This is a genomic window from Janthinobacterium sp. 67, assembly GCF_002797895.1.
Classification (GTDB): domain Bacteria; phylum Pseudomonadota; class Gammaproteobacteria; order Burkholderiales; family Burkholderiaceae_D; genus Janthinobacterium.
The window spans coordinates 1,528,449-1,545,935 of sequence record NZ_PGES01000001.1 but is presented as its reverse complement, the minus strand read 5'-3'; the positions used below and the strand labels follow the sequence as shown (position 1 = coordinate 1,545,935).

Sequence of the window (17,487 nt, the reverse complement as noted above, 5' to 3'; positions counted from 1 at the left end):
ATCTCGACAATGCATCCAGGTTCGGTCCCGCGCGCCGGCGGTCCCGATCCTGCACATTGGCAGCCCCGCTGCCGTGGCGCTTGCGCGCGGTAGGCCGGTGGCTTTGCGTCCCCGCCTTTCGACGGGTTTGCCCTCAAAACTGATCATGCATCATCGGAACTTCCTGATGCGTTATCAATTCTAATGAATTTGCCAAATAAGTGTTAACTATTTTCAATCAATATTTTTAGTTTTGCAATAAAATGTGGTGAGTTCGCCTATTGCTGAATGGAATCTTGTCAGCTTCATTAAGTCTTAAAAGCAAGGTTATCAGGGGTGTATCGATGCATGACAGTGTTTTTTCACAACCACGGTGCTTGTTTTTTTTGAGATATAATGAATTTGACGAATTTATTGAATATGCGCTGTTGCCAGCTTCAATCCTCGAACACCATGCCCTGATACGGCGCTGCGCGGCAGGCTGCCAGCCGCTGCGCCAGGCTGCCCGCATGGGCTTCCAGCTGGTGGCCGTCCGGATCGAGAAAATACAGGGAATCGCCGGCGCTGCGGTTTTGCTGCCATTCGGGCACGCCGGCGGCGCGCAGGCGGGCGGCAAAGGCGGGGAAGTCTTGCTGGGAAATGGAAAACGCGTAATGCGTGTACGCGGGGCTGGCCAGCGCAGCCGTTCCTTGCCCGTCCAGCGACAGGCATAGCCACAGCTCCCCTGCCGACAGATACGCGCCCCTGTCCCAGCGCGCATGCAGGCGTAGACCCAGCATGTCGCGGTAAAAGACGATGCTGCGCGCCAGGTCGCGCACGGACAGGGTGAGGTGGTTCAGGCCGGTCAGCATGGGCTGGAAGGTGTCAGAAAGGTGAGCGATGGGTTTGGGCAGCTACCATCAGACAGGTTCGGCGTGCTCCACCATCAACTGCACTTTCGTCGTGCCATTGTATTCATTCGCATCGAGCCGGAAGGCCACGCGCGTGCGTTCGCCCAAGGCGTCCGTGTGGCCGAACCAGATGGCGTCGAAGCGCACGCCGTTCTTTTCCAACAGCAGTTTCAAGTGGCGCTCTTTCAATATGCGCTGGCTGACGACGCGGAATTCGTCGCAGAAGACGGGCGGGGCGAAGCCCTGGCCCCACACCTGGCCATCCATCAGCTCGATGAAAGCCGTCGTGTAATACGCGTCTTCCAGCGGGCCGTCCGTTTCCACGACCCGTTCCAGCTGTTGCTGGCTGAGCCAGGCCTGGCCCACGGCTTCGAAGGCCTTCGAGAACGCGTCGAAAGCGTCGGCGCGGATGGTCAAGCCCGCCGCCATGGCGTGGCCGCCGAACTTGTCGATCAGGCTAGGCGCCCGTTTCGACACGAGGTCGAGCGCGTCGCGCATGTGGAAGCCGGGAATCGAGCGGCCCGAACCCTTGATCCAGCCGTCCGCGCCGGGCGCGAACGTGATCGTCGGGCGGTAGAATTTTTCCTTCAGGCGCGAGGCCACGATGCCGATCACGCCCTGGTGCCACGATGCATCAAACACGCTGATGGTGCTGCTGTTGGCCGGCTCGAACGTGTCCAGGTGCAGCAGGGCCGTATCCTGCATTTCCGCCTCGATTTCGCGGCGCTTCAAATTGATGTCGTTCAGTTGCTGCGCCAGCGCCCAGGCGCGGCCTTCGTCGTCCGTGACCAGGCATTCGATGCCCAGCGACATGTCTTGCAGGCGGCCGGCCGCATTCAGGCGCGGACCCAGCGCGAAGCCCAGGTCGAACGGCGTGGCGCTGCGCGCTTCGCGGCCCGCCACGCGGAACAGGGCGGCCACGCCCGCGTGCATATTGCCCTTGCGCATGCGTTTGAGACCTTGCGCGACGAGGATGCGGTTGTTCGTATCGAGACGCACGACGTCGGCCACCGTGCCCAGGGCCACCAGGTCGAGCAGATTGTCGAGCTTGGGTTGCGTTTGCGCATCGAACGCGCCGCGCCGGCGCAGTTCCGCGCGCAGGGCCAGCAGCACGTAGAACACGACGCCCACGCCCGCCAGATGCTTCGACGGAAAACCGCAGGCGGGCTGGTTCGGGTTGACGATGACGGCCGCGTCGGGCAAGGCGTCGGCCGGCAAATGGTGGTCGGTGACGACCACCTGGATGCCGCGCCGGTTCGCTTCGGCCACGCCGTCGATGCTGGCGATGCCATTGTCGACGGTGATGATGATGTCGGGCGATTTTTCGCGGGCAGTGAGCTCGACGATTTCCGGCGTCAGGCCATAGCCGTATTCAAAACGGTTGGGCACGATGAAATCGACGTCGGCACCCATGGCGCGCAAGCCGCGTATGGCCACGGCGCAGGCGGTGGCGCCGTCGCAATCGTAGTCGGCCACGATGACCATGCGTTTCTTGGCGGCGATCGCGTCGGCCAGGAAGACGCCGGCCGCACCGATGTGCAGCAATCCCGATGGCGGTATCAAGTCTTTCGGCTCGATCGAAAGTTCTTTCGCGTCGGACAGGCCGCGCGACGCGTACAAGCGGGCCAGCACGGGGTGGATGCCGCCCTGGCGCAGCAATTCGGATTCGCGGTAGGGGCAGGGACGGGTGGCGATGCGGGTACGGGTCATGATGCTTTCAACTTGTTCAGGGTAATCGCGCGCCAGAATTTGCGCTGCGCGTGCTTGCTGGTGGTGCAATCGAGCCAGGCGTCGCGGTGGCTCAGCACCAGGCGCAACTGGCCCAGGCGGCCATCCTTGACGGCCGCCAGCAGGGGCGCGAACCAGTCCGCTTCCAGCGCTTGCAACTGTTGCAGCCACATGCCCCATTCCTGCGCCTGCGCCGCTTCGGTCAAGCCGTCCAGCACGACGATCGCGTCCCGCGTGCTGGCCAGCACACTGTTTGGATTGGCATCGCGCTGCGCCGGTTCCGCCAGCGCGGCCAGCCAGCCGGGCGCATCCGCCACATGCAGGCTGGCCGCGCAGCGCACAGCTTCCGCCTTGGCCAGGCTCCCGCCCCAGATCCAGAAGGTGTTGATGGCTTTCAAGCCCCGTTCTTCGCGCGCCATATTGACGGGATGCTCGTGCCACAGCATCTGCACTTCGTTCTGCAGGCGGCGCGCGGCGCGCGCGTGCTCGCCTTCCGGCATCCACACGGACAGGTCTTGCGTGGTGGCGCCATCGGGCGTGGCGCACTGCAAGTCGGACCAGGCATCGGCGCGCATGAACCAGGTGCCCGCGTCGCCATACGACAGGGGCTGGCCGATCTCGTCGAAATACGGACGCGCCGTCTCGAACAGGGTGCGGCCATCCGCTTCGCTCAGCTGGAGCTGGCGCAGCTCTTCCATGCTGATGTGCGTGCGGGCAACGGCCAAATGGGCCGGATGCAGCAGGAAATAGCGTGCGCCCGGTTCCGGCGCGAGACCGTAGCCGCGCATGGCCTGGGCGGCGAAGGCCGCTCGCGCCGCCTCGCCGTTGGGCGCAAGCGACAGGCCCAAGGCGTGCGCCAGCCACGCTTCATGCGGCAGCAGGCGGTTGGCATTGTCAAAAGTTTCCAAATTGCAAGTGGAGCTGCGCGACAGCAGCGCCGCCAGGGCGGGCGCCTGCAAGACCTTGAGCAGGTCGGCAGCCAGTTCGGCATTGGGCAAGGCGAAGGGCAGGACGAGGGTAAGTTGATTCATCCCGAGATTGTAGGCGATTGTGGTGCGGGCCGAAAAGGCGTATCGCTTTTCAGGCCTGCGATGGCGACAGATGCGCGCCGGACATGCGCAAAGAATTATAAAAATTTTATCGATATTAATGGAAAATAATTTGCTTTTGAAAAGATAGTGGATATAATTGCGACAACTTAAATATCAGAAATACAATCACCCCCCTGCTGCGTGGTTGCGTCGTCTGGCTCCTGTGTCCCTCGAAACCGTATACAAGATCTGCCGGCTTCATTTTTTAAACAAGTCCCTTCTTGGAAGCCCACCCATGTATACATTCGCCGCTTTGCGCGGCCAGGCTGATCGCGCCCTGGCCCACCGTATTTCCGCTCCTGCAGCCGCCGTGGCATGCCGTCAGGAGGTCGCATGACTACCTATAACCTGTCGACCACGGTCCACGTCTGCGAAGACATCAACAAGAATTTCGATATCCGCGACCTGCTGATACAGGCCGGCTACTCGGTGCAAGGCGAACTCAATATCAAGAATTTCACGGTTTTGTTGCCGGACGATACCGAATCGACCGTCAACACGCCCCTGTTCGGCATGCTCGACGCCGACACCGTGTACGTGCGTCCCGGCGACTGGGCCGCCAACTACAATGGCAGTTTCTCGACCATCGAGGTGACGATCGACAAGGGCAATGGCGATATCGTCCAGCTGAGCTTGCAAGTCATCATCGATCCCGTCAATGACGCGCCCGATGCGGCCGACAAGACTTTCACCCTGGTCGACGGTTCCAGCGTCGTGCTGAGCGAAAGCGATTTCGGTTTCCACGACGATGTCGAGCACGACGGCTTCAAGTCCATCGTCATCACCAATACCACCACGGCGGGCCAGGTCTTGTTGAACGGCGTGGCCGTCGCGGTGGGGACGGAAGTCTCCATCGACGACATCCGCGCGGGCCATCTGGTCTTCGTGCCGAGCCAGACCGTCGCCGGCGACTTCGACCTCGGTTTCAAGGTGCGCGATGACGGCGGCACGGCCGGCTGCAATGCGCAAGACCTGAGCCTGGCGCCCCATTACCTGACCTTCAAGGTGCCGATGGCCCACCTCGGCGATTTCGTGTGGGAAGACAAGAACGCCAACGGCGTGCAGGACGCGGGCGAGGCGGGCATCGCCAATGTCGTCGTGCAATTGAAGGATACGGCTGGCAACGTGGTGGCTTCCACCACGACGGACGCCAGCGGCGGCTACCACTTCGACGTCAATCCGGGCACCTATTCGGTGACCGTGGTGGCGCCCGCCGGCTACGTGCCGACGGCAGCGAACCAGGGCGGCGACACGGCCAAGGACAGCAATATCGATGCGGCCGGCAAGATGGCGCCCGTCACCCTGGCGCCAGGCGAAACCAACCTGACCCTCGATGCGGGCCTGTACCGCACGGCCGAGCTGGGCGACCGGGTCTGGTTCGATACGAACAAGAACGGCGTGCAGGACGCCGGTGAAGCGGGCGCCGCAGGCGTGAAAGTGACCTTGCTCGATGCATCGGGCAACGCCGTCGGCAGCCCGCTCATCACGGATGCGAACGGCAACTACCTGTTCACGAACCTGAAACCGGGCGCCTACAGCGTACAGTTCGATAAAACCACCTTGCCAGCCGGCTACGCCTTCACGGGCCAGGACCAGGGCGGCGACGATCAGCGTGACTCGGACGCGAATGCCGACGGCCGCACGGCGCAAGTGCTGCTGGCCTCGGGCGACAGCAATCACAGCGTGGACGCCGGCATCGTCGCCTTGCCAGCCACCCTGGGCGATCGGGTCTGGCACGACAGCAACGCGAACGGCATCCAGGATGCGGGCGAGTCCGGCATAGTCGGCGTCACCGTGCAGTTGAAAAACGCGGCCGGCAGCGTCATCGGTTCGACCGTGACGGACGCCACCGGCTATTACAACTTCAATGTCGATCCTGGCACGTATTCGATCGCCGTCGTCGCGCCGGCCGGCTATCTGACGACGGTCAAGGATGCGGGCGGCAACGATGCACTCGACAGCGACATCAATACGCTGGGCAACAGCGGCCAGGTAACGGTGGCTGCCGGCCAGAACTACAAGGACCTTGACGCGGGCCTGTACAAGACGGCGTCCATCGGCGACCGCGTGTGGTTCGACGCGAACGGCAACGGCACGCAGGATGCGGGCGAGGCAGGCGTTTGTGGCGTGAAAGTCAGCCTGTACAACGCGCAAGGCGCCGTCGTGGCCAGCGCCACCACGGATGCCAGCGGTAACTATCTGTTCAGCAACTTGGTCCCCGGCAATTATTACCTGGGCTTCGTGCCGCCGGCCGGCTACGGCTTCACCAAGGCCGATATCGGCGGTTACGCCACCGATTCGGACGTCAATCCGGCCACCGGCTTGACCACCACGTGGGCTACCCTGAAGTCGGGCGACGTGCAGCTGGACTGGGATGCGGGCCTCGTGAAACTGAACACGGCATCCATCGGCGACCGCGTATGGGAAGACAAGAACTACAACGGCGTGCAGGAGGCTGGCGAACTGGGCGTGGCGGGCGTGAAAGTCAACCTGCTCAATGCGTACAACCAGGTCATCGCCACGACGACGACGAATGCCAGCGGCAATTACCTGTTCAGCGAACTGGCGGCCGGCGGCTACAAGGTCGAAGTCATCCGTCCATCGGGCTTTTATTACACGAAGGCCAATGTGGGCGTTGACACGGCCGATTCCGACGTCGATGTCAGCACGGGGCGCTCGGGCCTGATCAACCTGGCCGCCGGCCAGAACGACATGAGCTGGGATGCGGGCATCTACCGCAAGGCCAGCCTGGGCGACAAGGTGTGGCGCGACGCCGACCATGACGGCGTGCAGGACTACAACGAGGCAGGCATCGCCAACATCAAGGTGCAGCTGTACTCGGGCAGCGGCGCGCTGCTGGCCACCACCTACACGAATGCCTACGGCAACTACCTGTTCAGCAACCTCGATCCGGGCAGCTATTCGCTCAAATTCGACAAGTCGGGCGTGTATCACGCGGGCTACGCCATGGATACGTGGAAGTGGGGCGCGAAGAACGTGGGCATGAACGACAACATCGATTCGGACGTCAACAGCAATGGCACGACGTCCAACGTGGTCTACACGGACATCCTGAAACTGGCGTCGGGCCAGAACGACATGAGCTGGGATGCGGCCATCACGCCCATCGTCATCGACCTCAACGGCGACGGCGTGCACACGATCGCCCGTGCCGATTTCCACGGCAGCTTCGACTTGCTGGGTACGGGCAGCGCCATCCAGACGGGCTGGGTCTCGGCCCAGGATGGCTTGCTGGCCATCGACAGCAATGGCAATGGCAAGATCGATAATATTTCGGAACTGTTCGGCGGCAACGAGAAGGGCACGGGCTTTGCCAAGCTGTCGAGCTATGACTTGAACCACGACGGCGTGGTCGATGCGCACGATGACAAGTTCGCCGAACTGCGCATCTGGCGCGATGCCAACAGCAACGGCGTGACGGACGATGGCGAGCTGATGTCCCTGCACGACGCCGGCGTGGCCAGCTTGACGGTCAGCTACACGGAATTGCCGTTCCTCGACGCCAACAGCAATTTGCACCTTGAACGCAGCAGCGCCACCCTGGCCGACGGCAAGTCGGTCGACATGACGGATGTGTATTTCAACGTCGACGCCAAGGATGCGGCCGCCGCCGGCGTGGCCTTGCCGAGCATGGCCGACCTGCTGCGCGACGACAGCACGCTCGACGTGGTGCTGGGCCAGGACGGCACGGTGACCACGGTGGCCGCCGCTCCAGCCGCCGCCGCTCCGGCAGCGGAGGCCCAGGCCCAGTGCGAGATGGCCGACCTCTTGCGCCGCGCCATGGCCCACGCGCATGTCCAGCCCCAGGAAATGGCTGCCTGATGTCCTTTGCCGGCCCGTAATCCTGCCCGGCAATACCGCACCGGCGCGCCCGCCACGGGGCGCCGGCGTTTTTCCACGCTTTTCTCCACACTTGATAACAGAAATAGGAAAACCACGATGAAACAATCCATGCACCTGTTCGTCTGCGGCGCCATCGCCGCCGCCACCTTCGCCCTGGCCAGCGGCAGCGCCCTGGCCGCCTCCAACCTGCAAGTCGTCGATTCGCACAGCGTCAGCCTGTTTACGGCGGCCGGTGGCGCCTTCGGCTCGGGCAACGCCATCTCGCCGACCTTGTGGGAAGTCAAATACGACAGCAACACCTTCCTCGCATTCTGCCTCGACCCCCATGTCGCACTGAGCAACAGCTCGAACAGCTACAGCAGCGGCGCCTTTGCCGCCAGCGACTCCGTCAAGCGCCTGTATGAAGGCTATTACGCCTCGTCCATCGCGAATGTGTCGACCAGCGCCAACAGCGCCGCCGCCTTCCAGCTGGCCCTGTGGGAATTAAATAACGACAACACGAACCTGCTGACGGGCGACCTGCGCTTCAAAAACCTGAGCAATGCCGTCGTCAGCCAGGCCAACACCATGCTGGGCGTGGCCACGGGCAACGGCGCCATCCAGAACCTGTACAGCTACACCAGCTTGAGCAGCGTCAACCCGGCTTCGCAAACCCTGCTTTCCGTGTCGCCGGTGCCGGAAGCGCAAACCTGGGCCATGCTGGTCGCGGGCCTGGGCCTGCTGGGCTTCATGGCGCGCCGCCGCAAGGGCGCTTCCGCGCTGAGTTAATTATTACTCATTAATCATCGCTCATCGCGCAAGCGATGGCGTTCCCGCTGCGGCGCGCCCGACCGGCGCGCCGCAGTGTTTTATTGTGAATCCATCATGACCCCACCCCCCGACACTTCCACCGCTTCCGCCGGCATGTCCACCGATGCGCTCGCCGAGGCCATCGTCTTCCTCGCGCGCTTTTTCGGCGTGGCCGTGCAGGCCGAGCGCCTGCGCGCCAGCGTGGCGGCCCAGGCCAGCCCGGCCGCCGCCGATTTCCTCGGCCAGGCGCTGGCGCAAGCCACCCTGGCCGGCACGGCGCTGCCAGCAGGCACGCCGCGCCGTCCGACGGAAATGCCGGCCTTGCTGCTCAACGGGGAAGGGCAGGCGCTGGTGATACTGTCTATTACCGGTGGTAAATATGAATGCCACGTGCCCGGCATAGAAGGCAGCGCCTGGCTGGACGCGGCCGCGCTGGCGCAGGAAGTGCCCGCTGGACGCTGGGTGGCCGTGCGGCCCGTGCTGTTTTTCGACCAGCGCAGTCTGCTCTACAGCATGCCGGTGGCGGGGCGCTGGTTCTGGGATGTCTTCAACCGCAACCGCTGGGTCTTCCGCTGGGCCCTGCTGGGCACCCTGGTGCTCAATATCATCGGCGCGCTGGTGCCGTTTTATGCGATGGCCGTGTATGACCGCGTGATCCCGAACAATGCCACGTCCAGCCTGTGGGTGCTGACGATCGCCGTCGTGGTGCTGACGGGCTTTGAGCTGGCCCTGCGCCTGCTGCGCGGCGAACTGGTGGAAACGGCGTCGCGCCGCATGGACGTGGCCCTGTCGTCGAGCATCTTTGCCCAGTGCCTGCGCCTGCGCGCGGCCAGCCGGCCCGCTTCCGGCGGCACCCTGGCCAATACCGTGCGCGATTTCGAATCCGTGCGCGAATTTTTTGCCTCGACCACCCTGACGACCCTGGGCGACTTGCCGTTCTTGCTGCTGTTCCTGCTGGTGATCGCCCTAGTGGGTGGCTGGCTCGTGCTCGTGCCCTTGGCCGTCATCCCGATTTTGCTGCTGGTGGCCTTTGCCTCGCGCGCGGCCCTGGCGCGCCACGTGGCCGCCTCGATGCAGGAAAGCGCGCAGCGCACGGCGCACCTGTTTGAAACCATGAATGGTCTCGACACGATCAAGGCGCTGGGCGCCGAAGCGTGGAGCCGGCGCAAATGGGAAAGCCTGACGGTGGCCATCGCCGCCAACAGCGTCGAGACGCGTGAAATCGTCAGTCGTGTCAATTACATCAACACGGCCGTGCTGGCACTGTCCGGCGTGGCCGTGGTGGCCACGGGCGCCTTGCTGATGGGCGAACACCTGCTGACCCTGGGCCAGATCATCGCCGTGAGCATGCTGACGGGCCGCGCCTTGGCGCCCGTGAGCCAGATCGCGGGCCTGATCATGCGCTGGGAGCAAACCAAGCTGTCCTACCACGCCCTGAATAAAATCATGGAAGCGCCGACCGATGACGACGCGGCCAGCCTGCAGGCGCCGCCCCTGTCCGGGCGCATCGAATTTCGCGACGTGGGCTTTGCCTATCCGAATTCGCCACCGCTGCTCGATAAACTCAATTTGCACATCCGTCCTGGCGAAAGAGTCGGCGTGATCGGCAAGCTCGGTTCCGGCAAGAGCACCTTGCTGCGCTTGCTGCTGAATCAGTACGGCCCGCAAAGCGGCAGCGTGCTGTTCGACGACCTGGCGAGCACCCAGCTGGACCCCTTGAGCCTGCGCCGCCAGATCGGCTACGTGCCGCAGGACGTGACACTGTTCCACGGCACCCTGCGCGAGAACATCGAACTGGGACGCAGCCAGGCCGGCGACGCCAGCCTGCTCGATGCCATCCGCCTGGCCTGCCTCGACGACATCATCACCCAGCTGCCCAACGGCGTGGCGACGGAAGTGGGCGAGCGGGGCGAACGCCTGTCCGGCGGCCAGCGGCAAGCCGTGGCCATGGCCCGCGCCTTGCTCGCGAAACCGCCCATGCTGCTGCTCGATGAGCCGAGCAGCATGTTCGACCCGGCCACCGAGCAGCGCTTGATCGGCCGGCTGCGCACCTTGAAAGACACGACCATCGTGCTGGTCACCCACCGCATGGCCATGCTGGCGCTGGTGGACCGCCTGATTGTCTTCGACAAGGGGCGCATCGTGGCCGACGGCCCGCGCGATGAGGTCATGCGCGTGTTGAACAGCCAGGCGGCCAGGCCTGTGGCGGAACAGGGAGTGGCGGCATGAGCGCCCTGAACGCCCGCCCGCTGCCGGCGGCCCACCCGGACCCGGAACGCGAACCGCAGACCATCGTCATCCGCATGCTGGCGTTGATCGCCGTATTGCTGGTACTGGTGCTGGCCTGGGCCACCTTTGCACAGCTCGACGTGTCCGTGAATGGCCGTGGCGCCATCACGCCGCCGTCGCACCTGCAGGAAGTGCAAAGCCTGGAAGGGGGCATCGTGCGCGACATGCTCGTGAAACCGGGCCAGCGCGTGCGCCGCGGCGACTTGCTGCTGCGCCTGGACACGGCCCAGTACGACGCCAACCTGGGCGCCAGCGTGCAAAACCGCCTGGCCGCGCTGGCGGGCAGGGCGCGCCTCGACGCGCTGCTGTCCGGCGGCACTCCCCGGTTTGCGTCGGAATGGCAGCAGGAGGCGCCCGAGCTGATCGCCAAGGAAGCGCAGTTGTGGCGCGACGGCCAGCGCGAATTCGCGTCGGCCACGGCGGCCGCGCGCGAAGGCGTGACGCGCCGGCGCGGCGAGCTGGCCGAGGCGCACAGCCGCATCGCCCAGCTGGACACGGGCTTGAGAATCGCGCTGGAAAGCCTGTCGATCGAAGAGCGCCTGTTCAAGGAGGGCGCCGGTTCGCGCGGCGACTACCTGAATGCCCAGCAGCGCGTGCAGCAGCAGCGCACGGAACTCGACGGCCTGCGCGCCTCCGTGCCGCGCCTGGCGGCCACCCTGGCCGAGGCGCAGGCGCAGGCGGGCGAAGTGGAAGCGCGCATGCGCGGCCAGTGGGGCGCCCAGCGCAGCGAATATGAAACCAAGGCCGGCGCCCTGGCCAGTACCGTCAAGGGCCAGCAGGATCAGGTGAGCCGGCGCGACGTGACGGCGCCCGTCGACGGCGTCGTCAACCGCGTGCTGGTGGCGACGGTAGGCGGCGTGGCGCAGCCGGGCAAGCCTATCCTGGAAATCGTGCCCGCCGATTCGGAAATGCTGATTTCCGTGCGCGTCAAGCCGTCGGACATCGGTTTCATCCACGTGGGGCAGCGCGCCTCGGCCAATGTGCTGGCGTATGACGCCACCACGTATGGACGCGTGCAGGCGCAGGTGGTGCGCGTGGGCGCCGATGCGATTCCCGATGAACGCAACGAGCCGTATTTCGAGGTGCAGCTGAGTACTGATCGCAGCCAGCTGACGGCGCACGGCAAGGTGCTGCCGATTACGCCCGGCATGCCCGTCGACGTGGGCATCCTGACGGGGCGCCGCTCGGTGCTGCAATATGTGTTCAAGCCCGTGCTGCGCGGCTTGCAGTCTTCCCTGCAGGAGCGGTGATGCGTACTTTTTTACTTTGCATGGCCTTCGCCTGCGCCAACGCGGAGGCACAAACGGTACAGTCCACGCCACCGGCCGCTTTCCAAGCGCAGTCCGCGCGCGGCTTGCCGGCCTTGCTGGCGCGTGCCGTGCCGCGCGATCCGCAGGTGGTCGCGGCGCAGGCGGCGCTGGCCACCACCGAAGCGCGCTACAGGCAGGCCCGTTCTCGCCTGTTCCCGACGGCGGCGCTGCAGGCGACGCGGGGACGCAGCAAGGACCTCGATGGCGCGCTGGACGTGGAACGCCGCACGCACCAGGTGGAGGCGAGCGTGCGCTGGAATGTGTACAACGGCGGCGCCGACCGCGCCGAACTCGATGCGGCCGAGCGCGACATGGCGGGCGCCGCCTTCGACGTGGAGCGCGCGCGCGCGGACAGCGCGGAAAAGCTGGCCGAAGCGTATTTCGACATGCAGCGCCTGGAACGCAACCTGCTGCAGTCGCAGGAACGGCTGCGCGACGTGACGCACCTGGTGCGGCAGGTGACGCGCCAGGCGGAACTGGGCAAGGCCTCGGAAGTGGACCGCGAACTGGCGCAAAGTTCGCAGCTGGACGCGGAACTGGTGCACGATGGCTTGCTGACGGACCAGCAGGCGGCGCGCATCAAGCTCGAAGCGCTGGCCTTCGAACCGGTGGCGCAGTTTGCCGATTTCGCGTTTGCGCCGCTGCCGGCGCAAGCCCTGGAAAACGCCGATACGCAGCACGCGCAGTTGCGCGCCGCGCGCGAGCGGGCGGCGGCGGCCCAGCTGCGCGTGCGCGGCGTGGCGGCCACCCTGGCCCCCAAAATCGACCTGAATGTCAGCCATCTGCTCAATAACAAGACCACGCCGCCGCCGTCGACCATCCAGCAGCGGGGCTGGTCGGTGGGTGTGAGTTGGGAATTCCCGCTGGGCGGCGGTAGCCTGGCGCAGCGCGACGAGAGCATCAGCCGCGCCGAGACGGCCGAGGCGGACGTGGCGCGCGCCGAGCAGGGCACGCGCGCCGACCTGGCCAGCATGCTGCCGCGCATCGCCAATGCGCAGCGTACCCTGGCCCTGCTCGACGAGCAGGAAAAGAAGATGGCCTTCGTCGTGCGCGGCGGGACCATCCAGTACGAGGCAGGCCGGCGCAACCTGCAGCAGGTCATCCAGACGCGCGACAGCTATTTCACGATACAGCAGCGGCGCGGCGACCAGCTGCACCGTCTGACCCTGGCGCAGATGCGCCAATATGCGCTGGCGGGGCGGCTGCTGGCCGTGTTCGGCCTGGCGCAGGAGGGAAAATAGGGCCGGCGTGCGCGGTTTCACACATGGATCACGCAGACTTGATGCATGAAATGCCCATTGTGTGGCACACTGCGCGCTCGCATATCATCGTTGTCGCGGGAGCGCATGAGCATCATCAAACAATTTCCCTTCGAGTGGCAGGTCGGCGTGCGCTATACGCGCGCCGGGAAACGCAGTGGCCGCAACAGCTTCATTTCCTTCATCTCCCTCATTTCCGTGGCCGGCATCGGCCTGGGCGTGGCCGCCCTGATCGTCGTCCTGTCCGTCATGAACGGCTTCCAGAAGGAAGTCACGGACCGGCTCATGTCGGTGCTGGCACACGTCGAGGTGTTCGACACCAGCGGCTCCATGCCGAACTGGCAGGCGCAGGAGCGTGCCGCCTACGCCAACCCGCAAGTCAAGGCCGTGTCGCCGTTCGTGGAAACCCAGGGCATGCTGCTCAATGACGAGACCATGCGCCCGTCCGTCGTGCGCGGCGTGCTGCCGCAGCAGGAAGCCACCGTGTCCAGCGTGGCGAGCCAGATGAAGCAGGGCAGTTTCAGCGCGCTGACGCCCGGCTCGTACAACATCGTGCTGGGCATCGACCTGGCCAAGGCGCTCGACGTGAAAGTGGGGCAGAACGTCACCCTGATGCTGGAACGCGAGCCGAAGGCGGGCGACGCGGCCAATGCCATCGTCATGCCGCGCATGCGCGCGCTCAAGGTCGCCGGCATCTTCGAGGCGGGCCACAATGAACTCGATGGCAGCCTGGCGTTTGTGAACATGCAGGACGCGCAGCAGCTGCTGCAGCTCGACGGCCCGTCCGGCCTGCGTCTGCGCCTGCACGACATGAACAAGGCGCCGCAGGTGGCGCGCGAACTGAAGGCGTCGATGCCGGGCCAGCTGTGGATGCGCGACTGGTCGCGCGCCAGCGCCAGCTGGTATGCGCTGGTGCAAAGCCAGAAGAACATGATGTTCATCATCCTCAGCATGATCATCGCCGTGGCCGCGTTCAACCTCGTCTCGACCCTGGTGATGTCCGTCACCGACAAGCAGGCCGACATCGCGATTTTGCGCACCCTGGGCGCCTCGCCGTTCTCCATCATGAAGATTTTCATGATCCAGGGTGCGCTGGTGGGCTTGCTGGGGAGCGCCCTGGGCGTGATCGGCGGCGTCGTGCTGGCGCTGAACGTGGGCGTCATCGTGCCTTTCATCGAAGGCATCTTCGGCCTGCACTTCATCTCGAAGGAAATCTACCAGATCAGCGCCGTGCCGTCGGACGTGCATTGGCTGGACGTGGCGCAGATCGGCCTGATCGCCTTCGGCCTGGCGCTGGTGGCAACCATCTACCCGAGCTGGCGCGCCGCGCGTGTGAAGCCGGCCGAGGCGCTGCGCTACGAATAGCTGGCTTGTAAAACCGGGGTCAGACCCGCCGGGTCTGACCCCAGCCCTTCGCTTTAAGGGCTAACGCGATGATATGTTGCTTACAAAAGAATTAATGAATCAATGAGCATGTTAAAAAATCTTCCCTTCGAATGGCTGGTCGGCCTGCGCTACACGCGGGCCGGCAAGCGCAGTGGCCGCAACAGTTTTATCTCCTTTATCTCGCTCATTTCCATGGCCGGCATCGGCCTGGGCGTGGCGGCGCTGATCGTCGTGCTGTCCGTGATGAACGGCTTCCAGAAGGAAGTGACGGACCGCATGCTGTCCGTGCTGGCCCACGTGGAAGTGTTCGACAACAGCGGCAGCATGCCGGACTGGCGCGCCGAAGCGGCGCAAGCGTTCAAGAATCCGGCCGTGAAGGGCGCGGCGCCGTTCGTCGAAACGCAGGGCATGCTGCTGCGCGACGATGCGCTGCGACCCGCCATCGTGCGCGGCGTGCTGCCCGAGGAAGAGCCGAACGTCTCCGACGTGGCCGGCCAGACGCGCATGGGCAGCTTCAAGGCGCTGCAGCCGGGCACCTTCAATATCGTGCTGGGCATCGAGCTGGCGCGCGCCTTGCGCGTCAACTTGGGCGAAAAAGTCACCCTGATGCTGGCGCAGGGCCAGGTCACGCCGGCCGGCGTGCTGCCGCGCATGCGCAGCTTTACCGTCAGCGGCATCTTCCAGGCGGGCCACAATGAATTCGACGCGGGCCTGGCCTTCATCAATATCGAGGACGGCCAGCGTTTGCTGCGCCTCGACGGTCCATCGGGCCTGCGTTTGCGCCTGGCCGACATGAACCAGGCGCCGCAAGTGGCGGCGGAGCTGAAAAAAACCATGCCGGGCGACCTGTGGCTGCGCGACTGGTCCAAGCTGAACGCCAACTGGTTCGCCGCCGTGCAGACGGAAAAGCGCATGATGTTCATCATCCTGACCCTGATCATCGCGGTGGCCGCCTTCAACCTCGTCTCGACCCTGGTGATGACGGTGACGGACAAGCAGGCCGATATCGCGATTTTGCGCACCCTGGGCGCTTCGCCCCGTTCCATCATGAAGATCTTCATGATCCAGGGCGCGCTGGTGGGCATCCTGGGCACGATCCTGGGCGTCGGCGGCGGTGTGCTGGTGGCCATGAACATCGACGTCATCGTGCCCTTCATCGAGCATTTGCTGGGCGTGCAGTTCCTTTCCAAGGACATCTATTTCATCAGCACCGTGCCGTCCGACCTGCGCTGGCCCGACGTCACCAAGATCGGCGTGCTGGCCGTGATCCTCGCCTTTTTGGCGACCCTGTACCCGAGCTGGTGGGCTGCCCGCGTGAAACCTGCGGAAGCCCTGCGCTATGAATAAACCACTGACGACTACCATGACCGATCTGAACAAACCTGCCTCCAACGGCGCTTCCGCCGATTCCGCCGTCCTTTCCTGCCGCGGCCTGGGCAAGACTTTTACGCAGGGCAGCTACAAGGTGCAGGTGCTGGCCGGCATCGACATTGACGTGCACCGCGGCGAGCGCGTTGCCATCGTCGGCGCCTCCGGTTCCGGCAAATCGACCCTGCTGCACCTGCTGGGCGGCCTCGATACACCTACCAACGGCAAGGTCACCCTGCTGGGCAAGGACTTCGCCAATCTGAGCGAAAAGGCGCGCGGCGACTTGCGCAACGCCTCGCTGGGCTTCGTCTACCAGTTCCACCACCTGCTGCCCGAGTTTTCCGCGCTCGACAACGTCGCCATGCCCTTGATGATACGGCGCATGAAGCGCGCGCCCGCCACCGAACTGGCGCAGCAGATTCTCACGCGCGTGAACCTGGCCAAGCGCGTGTCGCACACGCCTGGCGAATTGTCGGGCGGCGAGCGCCAGCGCGTGGCCCTCGCCCGCGCGCTTGTCACGCAGCCGGCCTGCGTGCTGGCCGATGAACCGACGGGCAATCTCGATCACGCCACGGCCGAACAGATTTTCGACCTGATGCTGGAACTGTCGCGCACCCTGGGCACGGCCTTCGTCATCGTCACGCACGACATCGAACTGGCCAAGCGCTGCGACCGCGTGCTGCGCCTGACGGACGAAGGGCTGCAACCGTACCAATACTAAGGAACCGCCATGCTGTGGATCGACACGCACTGCCACCTCGACGCGCATGAATTCGGCGATGAATCGCTGCAGGTGGTGGCGCGCGCGCGGCAGCAGGGCGTGGGCATGATCGTCATTCCCGCCGTCGAACGGGCCAATTTCGCCATCGTGCGCGACTTGGCGGCAGCGGCGCCCAACGCCTGCTATGCGCTGGGCATCCACCCGATCTACGTGCCGCATGCCACGGACGACGATTTGATCGCCCTGCGCGAGGCCGTGGCGCTGGCCATGAATGACCCGCGTTTTGTCGCCATCGGCGAAATCGGCCTCGATTTCTTCATTCCCATGCTGTGCGAGCCGGCCATGCGCGCCAAGCAGGAGCATTTTTTGCGCGAGCAGCTGAAAATCGCCCGCGACTTCGACCTGCCCGTGCTGACCCACGTGCGCCGCTCGCAGGACATCGTCCTCAAGCACGCGCGCCAGATCCGCCCGAACGGCGGCATCGCCCATGCGTTCAACGGCAGCTTCCAGCAGGCGCAGGGCTATATCGACCTGGGGTTCAAGCTCGGGTTCGGCGGCGCCATGACGTTTACGCGCGCCCTGCAGATACGCCGCATGGCCACGGAGTTGCCTTTGGCCGCCATCGTGCTGGAGACGGACGCACCCGATATTTCCCCTGCCTGGGTCCACCCTGGCCGCAACAGCCCCGAAGAATTGCCGCGCATCGGCGCCGTGCTGGCCGAGCTGCGCGGCCTGGCACTGGCCGACGTGGCCGTTGCCACCAGCGCCAACGCGCGCGCCGTACTGCCCCGACTACCCTTGATGGAATGAGAC

At 64.8% G+C, this 17,487-nt stretch carries 12 protein-coding genes and 1 riboswitch; of the genes, 9 read left to right on the top strand and 3 right to left on the bottom strand.

The genetic code is table 11. The features are described from left to right. Nucleotides 1-55: 55 nt before the first annotated feature. A riboswitch (cyclic di-GMP riboswitch) is annotated at nt 56-142 on the bottom strand. A 274-nt stretch (nt 143-416) separates the two neighbouring features. Genes fos through CLU90_RS06950 form a run of 3 tightly spaced genes read right to left on the bottom strand, consistent with a single transcriptional unit; the run spans nt 417 to nt 3,628 of the window. After that, complete coding sequence (gene fos / locus CLU90_RS06960) at nt 417-830, bottom strand: fosfomycin resistance glutathione transferase (protein ID WP_100427504.1); 414 nt, start codon at nt 828-830, stop codon at nt 417-419. A gap of 48 nt (nt 831-878) precedes the next feature. Further along, the gene (gene recJ / locus CLU90_RS06955; protein ID WP_100427503.1) at nt 879-2,579 is read right to left on the bottom strand and encodes a single-stranded-DNA-specific exonuclease RecJ; all 1,701 of its coding nucleotides are present in this window, start codon (nt 2,577-2,579) and stop codon (nt 879-881) included. Further along, complete coding sequence (locus CLU90_RS06950) at nt 2,576-3,628, bottom strand: hypothetical protein (protein ID WP_100427502.1); 1,053 nt, start codon at nt 3,626-3,628, stop codon at nt 2,576-2,578. Before CLU90_RS06950 ends, recJ begins: the two co-directional genes overlap by 4 nt. A 393-nt stretch (nt 3,629-4,021) precedes the next feature. On the opposite strand from CLU90_RS06950, the gene CLU90_RS06945 reads away from it, so the two are divergent. The 9 genes from CLU90_RS06945 to CLU90_RS06905 all read left to right on the top strand — a co-directional run bounded on the left by CLU90_RS06945 (nt 4,022) and on the right by CLU90_RS06905 (nt 17,484). Next, nucleotides 4,022-7,531 (top strand): SdrD B-like domain-containing protein, encoded by a 3,510-nt coding sequence (locus tag CLU90_RS06945; RefSeq protein WP_198511163.1) that lies wholly within the window; start codon nt 4,022-4,024, stop codon nt 7,529-7,531. Nucleotides 7,532-7,648: 117 nt separating this feature from the next. Further along, complete coding sequence (locus tag CLU90_RS06940) at nt 7,649-8,320, top strand: PEP-CTERM sorting domain-containing protein (protein ID WP_100427500.1); 672 nt, start codon at nt 7,649-7,651, stop codon at nt 8,318-8,320. 96 nt (nt 8,321-8,416) lie between these two features. Then, nucleotides 8,417-10,570: a type I secretion system permease/ATPase gene (locus CLU90_RS06935; protein ID WP_100427499.1), complete on the top strand. Its 2,154-nt coding sequence runs from the start codon at nt 8,417-8,419 to the stop codon at nt 10,568-10,570. Beyond that, nucleotides 10,567-11,880: an HlyD family type I secretion periplasmic adaptor subunit gene (locus CLU90_RS06930; protein ID WP_100427498.1), complete on the top strand. Its 1,314-nt coding sequence runs from the start codon at nt 10,567-10,569 to the stop codon at nt 11,878-11,880. The genes CLU90_RS06935 and CLU90_RS06930 overlap by 4 nt, the downstream gene beginning before the upstream one ends. Beyond that, nucleotides 11,880-13,181: a TolC family protein gene (locus CLU90_RS06925; protein ID WP_232731103.1), complete on the top strand. Its 1,302-nt coding sequence runs from the start codon at nt 11,880-11,882 to the stop codon at nt 13,179-13,181. Before CLU90_RS06930 ends, CLU90_RS06925 begins: the two co-directional genes overlap by 1 nt. A gap of 105 nt (nt 13,182-13,286) precedes the next feature. Continuing rightward, nucleotides 13,287-14,564, top strand: a complete 1,278-nt coding sequence (locus tag CLU90_RS06920) for a lipoprotein-releasing ABC transporter permease subunit (RefSeq protein ID WP_100427497.1) — start codon at nt 13,287-13,289, stop codon at nt 14,562-14,564. Between the two features lie 102 nt (nt 14,565-14,666). After that, nucleotides 14,667-15,932, top strand: a complete 1,266-nt coding sequence (locus CLU90_RS06915) for a lipoprotein-releasing ABC transporter permease subunit (protein ID WP_046682975.1) — start codon at nt 14,667-14,669, stop codon at nt 15,930-15,932. A gap of 16 nt (nt 15,933-15,948) precedes the next feature. After that, nucleotides 15,949-16,674, top strand: coding sequence for a lipoprotein-releasing ABC transporter ATP-binding protein LolD (gene lolD / locus CLU90_RS06910; protein ID WP_092709356.1), 726 nt, complete (start codon nt 15,949-15,951; stop codon nt 16,672-16,674). 12 nt (nt 16,675-16,686) lie between these two features. Further along, nucleotides 16,687-17,484, top strand: coding sequence for a TatD family hydrolase (locus CLU90_RS06905; protein WP_092709903.1), 798 nt, complete (start codon nt 16,687-16,689; stop codon nt 17,482-17,484). Nucleotides 17,485-17,487 lie beyond the last annotated feature (3 nt).